The 10,522-nt window shown below is 69.1% G+C and carries 10 protein-coding genes; 3 read left to right on the top strand and 7 right to left on the bottom strand.

From position 1 onward, the window contains the following. The first annotated feature begins 137 nt into the window (after positions 1 to 137). Together RN02_RS11575 and RN02_RS11570 are read left to right on the top strand one after the other, a co-directional pair. Complete coding sequence (locus tag RN02_RS11575; protein WP_009616558.1) at positions 138 to 542, top strand: YbaY family lipoprotein; 405 nt, start codon at positions 138 to 140, stop codon at positions 540 to 542. 112 nt (positions 543 to 654) lie between these two features. Further along, entirely contained in the window at positions 655 to 1,332 is a 678-nt protein-coding gene (locus RN02_RS11570) for a DUF4197 domain-containing protein (RefSeq protein ID WP_043314638.1), read from the top strand. Positions 1,333 to 1,581: 249 nt separating this feature from the next. Here RN02_RS11570 and RN02_RS11565 read toward each other — a convergent pair whose 3' ends face one another. Beyond that, complete coding sequence (locus RN02_RS11565) at positions 1,582 to 4,653, bottom strand: efflux RND transporter permease subunit (RefSeq protein ID WP_043314636.1); 3,072 nt, start codon at positions 4,651 to 4,653, stop codon at positions 1,582 to 1,584. Positions 4,654 to 4,659: 6 nt separating this feature from the next. Then, positions 4,660 to 5,763, bottom strand: a complete 1,104-nt coding sequence (locus RN02_RS11560) for an efflux RND transporter periplasmic adaptor subunit (RefSeq protein WP_009616555.1) — start codon at positions 5,761 to 5,763, stop codon at positions 4,660 to 4,662. A gap of 97 nt (positions 5,764 to 5,860) precedes the next feature. On the opposite strand from RN02_RS11560, the gene RN02_RS11555 reads away from it, so the two are divergent. After that, the gene (locus tag RN02_RS11555) at positions 5,861 to 6,493 is read left to right on the top strand and encodes a TetR/AcrR family transcriptional regulator (protein ID WP_043314635.1); all 633 of its coding nucleotides are present in this window, start codon (positions 5,861 to 5,863) and stop codon (positions 6,491 to 6,493) included. Between the two features lie 359 nt (positions 6,494 to 6,852). Here RN02_RS11555 and RN02_RS11550 read toward each other — a convergent pair whose 3' ends face one another. The 5 genes from RN02_RS11550 to tsaB all read right to left on the bottom strand — a co-directional run bounded on the left by RN02_RS11550 (position 6,853) and on the right by tsaB (position 10,510). Further along, positions 6,853 to 7,638, bottom strand: coding sequence for a class I SAM-dependent methyltransferase (locus RN02_RS11550; protein WP_043314634.1), 786 nt, complete (start codon positions 7,636 to 7,638; stop codon positions 6,853 to 6,855). A gap of 47 nt (positions 7,639 to 7,685) precedes the next feature. Then, positions 7,686 to 8,513, bottom strand: a complete 828-nt coding sequence (locus RN02_RS11545; RefSeq protein ID WP_043314633.1) for an isocitrate lyase/PEP mutase family protein — start codon at positions 8,511 to 8,513, stop codon at positions 7,686 to 7,688. A 51-nt stretch (positions 8,514 to 8,564) separates the two neighbouring features. After that, positions 8,565 to 9,425 carry a DUF72 domain-containing protein gene (locus tag RN02_RS11540; protein WP_152623748.1) on the bottom strand — a complete coding sequence of 287 codons (861 nt, stop codon included), beginning with the start codon at positions 9,423 to 9,425 and terminating at the stop codon, positions 8,565 to 8,567. Next, the gene (locus RN02_RS11535; RefSeq protein ID WP_043271257.1) at positions 9,422 to 9,772 is read right to left on the bottom strand and encodes a hypothetical protein; all 351 of its coding nucleotides are present in this window, start codon (positions 9,770 to 9,772) and stop codon (positions 9,422 to 9,424) included. Before RN02_RS11535 ends, RN02_RS11540 begins: the two co-directional genes overlap by 4 nt. Positions 9,773 to 9,835: 63 nt before the next feature. Continuing rightward, positions 9,836 to 10,510 (bottom strand): tRNA (adenosine(37)-N6)-threonylcarbamoyltransferase complex dimerization subunit type 1 TsaB, encoded by a 675-nt coding sequence (tsaB, locus tag RN02_RS11530; protein ID WP_043314631.1) that lies wholly within the window; start codon positions 10,508 to 10,510, stop codon positions 9,836 to 9,838. Positions 10,511 to 10,522 lie beyond the last annotated feature (12 nt).

Raw genomic sequence — 10,522 nt, 5'->3', positions numbered from 1 at the left:
CCCCCCCCCCCCACCCCCGCCGCAACGGCGGGGCTGCTTGCTGCTGGCTAGCGAAACCTCCGCTTACAACCCCTCTCGCAACCTTTGCGCCTAAGCTGTGTCGGATGACGCCCGTTCTATCCGGAAGGAATCCGTCGATGAAACTCACCGCCCTCCCCCTCCTGTTCATGACCGGCGTGCTTGCCGCCTGCGCCTCGAATTCGCCTTCGCAGAGCGCTTCGCTCAGTGGCGAGGTGTTCTATCTGCAGCGCATCGCGCTGCCGCCGGGTGCGCAGGTTTCGGTGAGCCTGCAGGATGTTTCCCTCGCCGATGCGCCGGCCGTGGAGCTGGCTTCGCAGACGCTGCCCGGCGGGCAGCAGGTGCCGGTGGCCTTCAAGCTCGATTACGACCCGCAGCGGGTCCAGCCCGGCCATAGCTATGCGGTCAGCGCGCGTATCGAGAATGCCGGCAAGCTGCTGTTCATCAGCACCGAGCGCCACAGCGTCAAGCTCGACGGCAGCGATCCGCAGCCGCTGCGAATCCGCGTCGACGCGGTGCGCTGATCCGTCCTCCTGCGACCGGGTTCCGTTGCCGGCGCGGCCTCGCTAAGCTTGCCCCTTCTTCCTTCGCCGAGACCCTCGGCGAAGGTTTCGCCCTGCCCCACAAGGAATCCCGATGCTGCGTTTCACCGCCCTGCTGGCCGGCGCCCTGTTGTCTGCCAATGCCTTCGCCCTGTCCCTCGCCAACCTCAGCCAGACCGACGCCAGCGGCGGCCTCAAGGATGCCCTGAGCCAGGGCGCGCAGATCGCGGTCAAGCAGTTGGGCAAGCCTGGAGGCTTCACTAACGATCCGGCCGTGCGCATCGAGCTGCCGGGCAAGCTGGGCAAGGCCGCCAAGGTGATGAAGCAGTTCGGCATGGGCGCCCAGGTCGACCAGTTGGAAGCCAGCATGAACCAGGCCGCCGAGGCCGCCGTGCCGCAGGCCCAGGCGCTGCTGGTGGATGCGGTGAAGAAGATGACCGTGCAGGACGCCAAGGGCATCCTCGCCGGCGGCGACGATTCCGCCACCCAGTACCTGGAACGCAGCAGCCGCGAGCAGTTGCGCCAGCGCTTCCTGCCGATCGTCAAGCAGGCCACCGACAAGGTCGGCCTGGCCAAGCAGTACAACGCCTTCGCCAGCCAGGCCGCGGCCTTTGGCGTGGTCGATGCCAAGGATGCGAATGTCGAGGGCTATGTCACCGAGCAGGCGCTGGATGGGCTGTTCAAGGTGATCGCCCAGCAGGAGAAGGGGATTCGGGAGAATCCGGCGGGGGCGGCTACCAGTTTGGCCAAGAAGGTTTTTGGGGCGCTCTGAGGCCCGCGGAACTCGTAGGAGCGAGCTTGCTCGCGAAGGGTGTTTTTCCGGTTACATCGTCGTATCAGGTGACTCCGCTCCCTCTCCCCAACCCTCTCCCTGAAGAGAGAGGGGGCTGTCCTGAGTGGCTTGGAAGGTAGGCGCCATCCTGCGGTGTCGTTTGTGGCTGCAAGTACCGTTCGCGAGCAAGCTCGCTCCTACAGGGTGGTCCCGGACCCTAGGGCGTATGACCGCGAACGGTCATACGCCCTACGCAGGTTCCTTCTTCACCCTGAACCAGGCCGCATACAGCGCCGGCAGGAACAGCAGGGTCAGCGCCGTGGCGACGATCAGCCCGCCCATGATGGCCACTGCCATGGGCCCGAAGAACGCGCTGCGCGACAGCGGGATCATCGCCAGCACCGCCGCCAGCGCGGTCAGCACGATGGGGCGGAAGCGCCGCACCGTGGCCTCGATGATGGCGTGCCAGCGGTCCAGGCCGTGGGCGATGTCCTGCTCGATCTGGTCCACCAGGATCACCGAGTTGCGCATGATCATCCCGGCCAGGGCGATGGTGCCGAGCATGGCGACGAAGCCGAAGGGCTTGTGGAACGCCAGCAGGAACAGGGTCACGCCGATCAGCCCCAGGGGCGCGGTGAGGAACACCATGGCCATGCGCGAGAAGCTGCGCAGCTGGATCATCAGCAGGGTCATCACCACCACCAGGAACAGCGGGATGCCGGCGTTCACCGAGTTCTGCCCCTTGGCCGAATCCTCCACCGTGCCGCCCACTTCCAGTAGGTAGCCGTCCGGCAGCTCGGCGCGGATCGGCTCGAGGGTCGGGGAAATCTGCTTGACCAGGGTGGCCGGCAGCGAGTCGTCGTAGATGTCCGCGCGCACGGTCACCGTCGGCAGGCGGTTGCGCCGCCAGATGATGCCTTCCTCGAAGCCGTACTCCAGGGTTGCCACCTGCGACAGCGCCACGCTGCGGCCGTTGTTGGTGGGGATGGCCAGGCTCGGCAGCTGCGACAGGTCCTGGCGCTCGCGGGCATCGCCGCGCAGGAGGATCTCGATCAGCTCGTTGTCCTCGCGGTAGTAGCTGACGGTGGAGCCGGTCAGCGAGCTCTGCAGGAACTGCGAGACGTCCTGGGTGCTCACGCCCAGGGCGCGGGCGCGGTCCTGGTCGAGGTTGAGGCGGATGACCTTGCTCGGCTCCTCCCAGTCCAGGTGCACGTTCACCACATGGGGGTTCTCGCGCATCTTCGCCGCGACCTTGCGCGCCAGCTCACGCACTTGCTGGATGTGCTCGCCGGACACCCGGAACTGCACCGGGTAGCCCACCGGCGGACCGTTCTCCAGGCGGCTGATGCGGCTGCGCAGCGTGGGGAAGTCCTCGGCCATGCGCTGGATCAGCCACTGGCGCACCTCCTCGCGGCCCTTCAGGTCCTTGGCCAGCACCACGAACTGGGCGAAGCTCGCCGCCGGCAGCTGCTGGTCCAGCGGCAGGTAGAAGCGCGGCGAGCCGGTGCCGACGTAGGCCACGTAGTTCTCGATGCCCGGATGCTCGGCGAGCAGCTTCTCCAGGCGCTTGACCTGCTCGGCGGTGGCGGCCAGCGAGTCGCCCTCGGCCAGCTTCAGGTCCACCAGCAACTCCAGGCGCACCGACGGCGGGAAGAACTGCTGCGGTATCAGGCGGAAGGCGGCGATGGAGCCGACGAAGGCCAGCAGGGTCAGGACGATCACCGTCTTGTTGTGGCGCACGCACCACTCCACCAGGCGCCGGAAGTGCTGGTAGAAGCCCGTCGAGTAAGGGTCGTGGCCCTTGTCGCTGCCGCCGTGCTTTTCCGCATGGCGCTTGGCCAGATCCGGCAGCAGCTTGGCGCCCAGGTAGGGCACGAACATCACCGCGGCCACCCAGGACACCAGCAGCGCGATGGTCACCACCTGGAACAGCGAGCGGGTGTATTCGCCGGTGCCCGACTGCGCGGTGGCGATCGGCAGGAAGCCGGCGGCGGTCACCAGGGTGCCGGTGAGCATCGGGAAGGCGGTGCTGGTCCAGGCGAAGCTGGCCGCCTTGAGGCGGTCGTAGCCCTGCTCCATCTTCACCGCCATCATCTCCACGGCGATGATCGCGTCGTCCACCAGCAAGCCCAGCGCCAGCACCAGCGCGCCGAGGGAAATCTTGTGCAGGCCGATGTCGAAGTAGCGCATGCAGACGAAGGTCATCGCCAGCACCAGCGGGATCGACAGCGCCACCACCAGCCCGGTGCGCAGGCCCAGGGAGAAGAAGCTCACCAGCAGCACGATGACCAGCGCCTCGGCCAGCACCCGGACGAACTCGCCCACGCCTTCGCGCACGGCGGCCGGCTGGTCGGACACCTTGCGCAGCTCCATGCCCGCCGGCAGGTTCTGCTGCAGGCGGTGGAACTCGTTTTCCAGCGCCCTGCCCAGCACCAGGATGTCGCCGCCGTCCTTCATCGCCACGGCGATGCCGATGGCGTCCTCGCCCATGAAGCGCATGCGCGGCGCCGGCGGGTCGTTGAAGCCGCGGTGCACCTCGGCCACGTCGCCGATGCGGAAGGTGCGGTCGCCCACGCGGATGGGGAACTGGCGGATGTCCTCCACCGAATCGAAGCGCCCGGAAACCCGCAGCTGCACGCGGTCGCTGGCGGTCTCGAAGAAACCGGTGGCGCTCACCGCATTCTGCTCCTCCAGGGCCTTCTGCACCGCCGCCAGGGGCAGGCCGAGGGTGGCCAGCTTGGTGTTCGACAGGTCGATCCAGATCTTCTCGTCCTGCAGGCCGACCAGCTCGACCTTGCCGACGTCCTTGATGCGCTGCAGCTGCAGCTGGATGCGGTCGGCGTAGTCTTTCAGCACCGCGTAGTCGAAGCCCTTGCCGGACAGCGCGTAGATGTTGCCGAAGGTGGTGCCGAACTCATCGTTGAAGAACGGCCCCTGGATGCCCTGCGGCAGGGTGTAGCGGATGTCGCCGACCTTCTTGCGAATCTGGTACCACAGCTCGGGGATGTCCCTGGACTTGAAGTCCTCGCGGGCGACGAAGGTCACCTGCGACTCGCCCGGGCGCGAGAAGGAGACTATGCGGTCGTAGTCGCCGGTCTCCATCAGCTTCTTCTCGATGCGCTCGGTGACCTGGCGCGAGACTTCCTCGGCGGTGGCGCCGGGCCAGTTGGTCTTCACCACCATGGCCTTGAAGGTGAAGGGCGGGTCCTCGCTCTGGCCGAGCTTGGTGTAGGACAGCGCCCCGGCGATGCCCAGCAGCAGCATCAGGAAAAGTACGATCGGTCGGTTCTGCAGGGCCCAGGCGGAGAGGTTGAAGCGCATCCTGCGTCACTCCTTCGCCAGCAGCTTGACCGAACGGTTCTCGCGATCGACCGGGCGTACCTGCTGGCCTTCGCGCAATACCTGGACGCCCGCGGCGACCACCCAGTCGTCGGGCTGCAGCCCTTCGAGCACCGGCACCCGGTCCTCGGTGTAGGGCCCGATGCGCACCGGCCGGCGGTGCAGGCTGGCATCCTTCGGGTCGACCACCCAGACGAACGGCTGGCCGCCCTCGGCGCTCACCGCCGCAAGCGGCACGGCCAGGGGCACGGCGCCCTCGCTGTGGATGTACACCCGGGCGCTCTGGCCCAGCTCGGCCGGCACCTTGGCATCGTCGAAGGCCACCCGCGCGGCGAAGGTGCGCGACTGTGGGTCGGCGGCCGGCGACAGTTCGCGGATGTGGCCGCTGAAGCGCTTGTCCGGCTGCGACCACAGCTCGACGCTGACGCCCTCGCCGATGCGGAAGCGCTCGATGGCGTGTTCGGGGAAGCTGATCAGCACCTCGCGATCGCCATCGGCGGCCAGGGTGAAGACCGTCTGCCCGGCGGCCACCACCTGGCCCACTTCGACGCGCCGCGCCGAGATCACCCCGTCCTGCGGCGCGCGCAGCACGGCGTAGTCGGCCTGGTTGCGCGCCACGTCGTACTCGGCGCGCACCTGCTTCATGCGCGCCTCGCCGGCGCGGTAGGTGTTCTCGATGTTGTCGAACTGCGACTGGCTGACCAGCTTGCGCTCCAGCAGCACCTTGTAGCGCTGGTATTCCGAACGCACGGTCTGCAGGTTGGCCTCGGCGGCGGCGACCTGGGCGCGGTTGGCCTCCAGCTGCAGGCGCACGTCCTCGGGGTCGAGTTCGGCCAGCGGCTGGTCGCGGCGCACGCGCTCGCCGGTCTCCACCAGGCGCTTGGCCACCTTGCCGCCGATGCGGAACGCCAGCTCCGGCTCGTGGCGGGCGCGCACCTCGCCCGGGTAGGCCTCGGTGACCGAACGCGCCAACTGCGGCTGCACGACCATGGCCGGGCGCAGCGCCGGCTTGGCCGGCTCGCCGTTACCGCAGGCGGCAAGGGTCAGGGAGAAGGCGAGAGGGACAGCGACGGACAAGGCATGGCGGAACATGATGTATGACCTTTCGCAAAACGCAGTTGAATTCTTATACTCGGCGGTATAGTAAGAATACAAAACCGACCAGTCCAGTATTTAAAGCGAAAATAAAATGTCCCAGCCTCCCATCCCCAACGGCCCCGGCCGCCCCAAGGACCCGGCCAAGCGCCAGGCGATCCTCGAAGCCGCCAAGGAGCTGTTCGTGCGCAACGGCTACGACGGCAGCAGCATGGAAGCCATCGCCGCCGAGGCCGGGGTTTCCAAGCTCACCGTGTACAGCCATTTCACCGACAAGGAGACGCTGTTCTGCGAGGCGGTGCAGGCCAAGTGCGCCGAGCAGGTGCCGGAGCTGTTCCACGAACCGCCGGCCGACGCGCCGACACAGGAGCTGCTGCTGAACATCGCGCGCGGCTTCAACCGCCTGATCAACAGCCCCGAGGCCATCGCCCTGAGCCGCCTGATGATCGCCCAGGGCGGGCAGAACCCGGCGCTGTCGCAGATGTTCTTCGACGCCGGCCCGCAGCGCGTGCTGGACCAGATGCAACGGCTGATCGCCCAGGCCCAGCGCAAGGGCGAACTGCGCGAGGGCGACGCGCGCAACGCCGCCGAGCACTTCCTGATGCTGGTGCAGGGCTGCCTGCACTTCCGCCTGCTGATCGGCTGCGTCGAGCGGCCGCCGCTGGAGGAGAGCGAAAGACATGTGCAGGAGGTGGTGGAGTTGTTTTTGCGGGCTTATCGGCCTTGAGGCCTATGCCGTGGGCGCTTCTCCTGTAGGAGCTAGCTTGCTCGCGAAGGGGGGTCCCCGGTGGCTACGGTGTCTTGGCTCGGCTCGGCTCCGCCCCTCTCCCTAACCCTCTCCCTGAAGGGAGAGGGGACCGTTCGGCATGCGCTGATGTTTCCGCGTTAGCCGGCTTGCAGTGAGTGGCCGGCTGACACCAAATCCTTTCTCGGCACGGACAAGCCCCCTCTCCCTTCAGGGCGGGGCGCGCAGCCGAGGGCTGGGGAGAGGGGACGGACTTCGACCTCGCTCTGGAGCAAGGCCTGACACCATTGTTTGCGAGCAAGAGCTAGGCGCCCCCTTCGCTCCTACGAAAAGCCCTCCGCTCAGGGCTTGAGGGACTTCAACGGATAGATGTCATACCGGCTCGACTTCCCTTCCAGGCTGTAGCTCGGCTTGGCGCCCTCGATGATCGGCGCCTTGCGCGGGCGCTTGACCACCACGCGGTGGCTGGCCAGGGCCAGGGCCGCCTGGAGCAGCGCCGGGGCGTCCATGTCGTCGCCCACCAGGGGGCGGAACAGGCGCATTTCCTTTTTCACCAGGGCGCTCTTGTCGCGGTGCGGGAACATGGGGTCGAGGTAGATCACCTGGGGCGCCTCGCCCTGCCAGGCGCCCATCAGGTCGATGGCGTTGCCCTGGCGCAGTTGCATCCGCGCCACTATCGGCGCCACTTCCAGGTCCCGCGCCGCGCGGGCCAGGCCGTCTTCCAGCAGGGCGGCGATCAGCGGTTGGCGCTCGATCAACTGCATCTCGCAGCCCAGGGTGGCGAGGACGAAGGCATCACGGCCCAGGCCGGCGGTGGCGTCGAGCACCTGCGGGCGCACGCCCGGCTGCACGCCCACCGCCTTGGCGATCATCTGCCCGCTGCCGCCGCCGAACTGGCGGCGGTGGGCGGCGGCGCCTTCGAGGAAGTCCACGCGCACCGGGCCCGGCGAGTCCGGGCCCAGTTGCAGCAGTTGCAGGCCCTGCCCGCCCAGTTGCAGGGCGAAGTCCGCCGCGCCCTCTTCCGCCAGTTCCAGGCCCAGGCGCCGGGCCCACTGCCCGGCGGCTTCGCGGTAGTGGGGCTCCAGGGCCTGGACGATGATGCGGGGAGTGTCTGCGCTGGCGCTCATGCGGGTCGATCCGGTGCAAAAGCGCCGATTCTACCGCAGGCCCCGGCTCAACGCCGGAACAGCGCGTTGAGGCGGGCGAAGGGCATGCCTTCCTGGGTCGCCTCCAGACGCCCGCTGGCCAGTTCGCTGGCGGCGTGGAAGAAGGCGCCGTAGGCCACCCGCGCCAGCGACGAGCCCAGGCTGACGCGCTTCACACCCAGCTCGGCCAGGTCGCTCAGCGACAGTTGCAGGGCCGGCGAGCCGACCAGCACGTTCACCGGCCGCGGCGCCACCGCGCGCACCACTGCGTCGATCTGCTCGCGGGTGGTCAGCCCAGGCGCGTAGAGCACGTCGGCGCCGGCTTCGGCGAAGGCCACCAGGCGGCGGATGGTGTCGTCCAGGTCGTCGCGGCCGTGCAGCAGGTTCTCCGCGCGGGCCGCCAGGGTGAAGGGGAACTCCAGGGAGTGCGCGGCCTGCACCGCCGCGCGCACGCGTTCCACCGCCAGTTCGAAGGGGTAGATGGGATCGTCCGGGCGGCCGCTGGCGTCCTCGATGGAGCCGCCGACCAGGCCGATGCTGGCGGCCAGGCGGATGGTCGCCACGCAGTCCTCGGGCGCATCGCCGTAGCCGTTCTCCAGGTCGGCGGCCACCGGCAGCGGCGTTGCTTCGACGATGGCGCGGGCATTGGCCAGGGCTTCCTCGCGGCTCACCTCGCCTTCGGCGTCGCAGCGGCCGAGGGCGAAGGCCAGGCCGGCGCTGGTGGTGGCCAGGGCCTCGAAGCCCAGGCCAGCGAGCATTTTCGCCGAGCCGGCGTCCCAGGGGTTGGGCAGGACGAACAGGCCGTCGCGCCGGTGCAGGGCCTGGAAGGCCAGGCCGCGTTCGCGTTGGGTGGTCATTGGGGCGCTCTCCGTGCGAATGGGAGCTTGCAGATTAGCGCAACCGCGGCCTCAGAGCAGGCCCAGTTGCTCCACTTCCGGTTGCGGCAATTGCAGCGCCGGCAGCCCCGGCAGGCGCTCGGCCAGCAGGCCATGGAAGCGCTGCGCCTGTTCGGCGGCGCGGTGGTTGTCCGGGGTGTGGAGGAACACGTGGGGCGTCAGGCCGTCCTCGATCCAACCGGCCACCTTGTCCACCCAGGGCGTCAGGTAGGCCTGGTTGGCGTCCAGGTCCGGCCCGCCGATGAAGCGCACCTGCGGGCTGTCGCTGAAGGCCGCAGGGCGCACCGGAATCCTCGGTTTCTTCGATTGCGCGTGGCGCACCGCCGGGTCGTCGGACTGGCAGGCGAACAGCGCCCGCGAATCCAGGCAGATGCGTTCCACGCCGCGCTCGTGGAGCAGGCGGTTGAGCAGCCGCTCCTCCTCGCCTTTCTCGAAGAACGCCGGGTGGCGCACTTCCACGGCGATGCGCCGGGCGCCGAACTCGTCCAGCCAGGCGGCCAGCTCGCCCAGGCGCTGCGGGCCGAAGCCGGCGGAAAGCTGCAGCCACAGCGGGCTCACCCGGCTGCCCAGCGGCGCCAGCAGGTCGAGGAAGTCGCGTGTGGCGCCGAACTGCTCGCGCAAATCGCCTTCGTGGCTGATGTCGCGGGGCAGCTTGGCGCAGAAGTGGAAGTCCGCCGGCATGGTCTGCGCCCAGCGCTGCAGCGTGTCGGCGCTGGGGCGGGCATAGAAGGTGGTGTTGCCCTCCACCGCGTTGAACACCTGGCTGTAGAAGCCCAGGGTATCGGCCGGACGCAGGTCGGCGGGGTAGAAGCTGCCGCGCCAGGCGGGCTCGTTCCACGACGGGCAGCCCAGGTAGTACGGCAGGCCCATCAGGCGTAGAGGTCGATGCCCAGCACTTCCGGGGCGTCGTAGCCGCCCAGCGGCAGGTTGGCGGTGCTGCTGTAGCTGGCCAGGGCCTGGGCGGCGCGGTTGCTGACCGGGCGCTGGTAGGCCAGGACGTCGCTGAGGACGATGGGCAGGCTGCCGGTGCCGGCGTTGCCCGGCTCCACGTAGCGCGTCTGCGCCTGCTGCTCCAGGCCCTGGCTGGCGGCCACCGAGGCCGGCTGCTCGCGACGCGCCTCGGCCTCGCGCATGACCTCGCGATAGGGCGTGACCGCGGTGCCGGGGCGGCTGCCGGAGTCGGGCGTGATGGAGTAGCTGGACAGGCCGTCGATGCGCATGTTCAGGGCTCAGCGGGTAAGGATTTCACTCTAGCGAGCGTCCAGGGGCTTGGCAATCGCCGGTCAGCCGGCCTTGGGCGTGGCCACGTTGTCGCGCAGGTAGACCGGCTGCGCCTGGTCCGCCGGCACGGCGTCGCCGCGTTCCCAGGCGAACAGCGCCAGGCCCAGCAAGTCTCCGGCGTTGGGCAGCAGGCTGGCGTCCTCGGCCTGCAGCTTCACCGCCAGGCGCTCGCGGTAGCCCCAGCCGGTGCCGGCGCCGAACCAGTCGCCCTCGGCATCGCGCGGCAGCGCCACCTTTTCCGGCGGCAGCACCGCCTCGGCGCCGGCCAGGCGCATCTCGCCCCGCTCCAGGCGGTAGCAGCCCCAGTAGACCTCGTCCATGCGTGCATCGATGGCGGCCGCCACCTGGCTGGCGCCGTGCTCGCGGTGGGCGCGCTGGGCCAGCACCGCGAGGTCGGAGATCGGCAGCACCGGCTTGTCCAGGGCGAAGGCCAGGCCCTGCACCACGCCGATGGCGATGCGCACACCGGTGAAGGCACCGGGGCCACGGCCGAAGGCGATGGCGTCCACCGCGGCCAGGGCGATGCCGGCCTCGTCGAGCAGCTCCTGCACCATGGGCAGCAGGCGCTTGGCGTGCAGCCGCGGGATCACCTCGTGGCGGCTGAAACGCCGGCCGCCGTGCAGCAGGGCGACGGAGCAGGCTTCGGTGGAGGTGTCCAGGGCCAGCAGGGTGGGCATCGGGGTCTTCCG

The sequence above is a fragment of the Pseudomonas sp. PI1 genome (assembly GCF_000812405.1).
GTDB classification, from domain to species: domain Bacteria; phylum Pseudomonadota; class Gammaproteobacteria; order Pseudomonadales; family Pseudomonadaceae; genus Pseudomonas; species Pseudomonas citronellolis.
The sequence above is the reverse complement of the archived record's forward strand: the minus strand, read 5'-3'. Positions and strand labels throughout refer to the sequence as shown.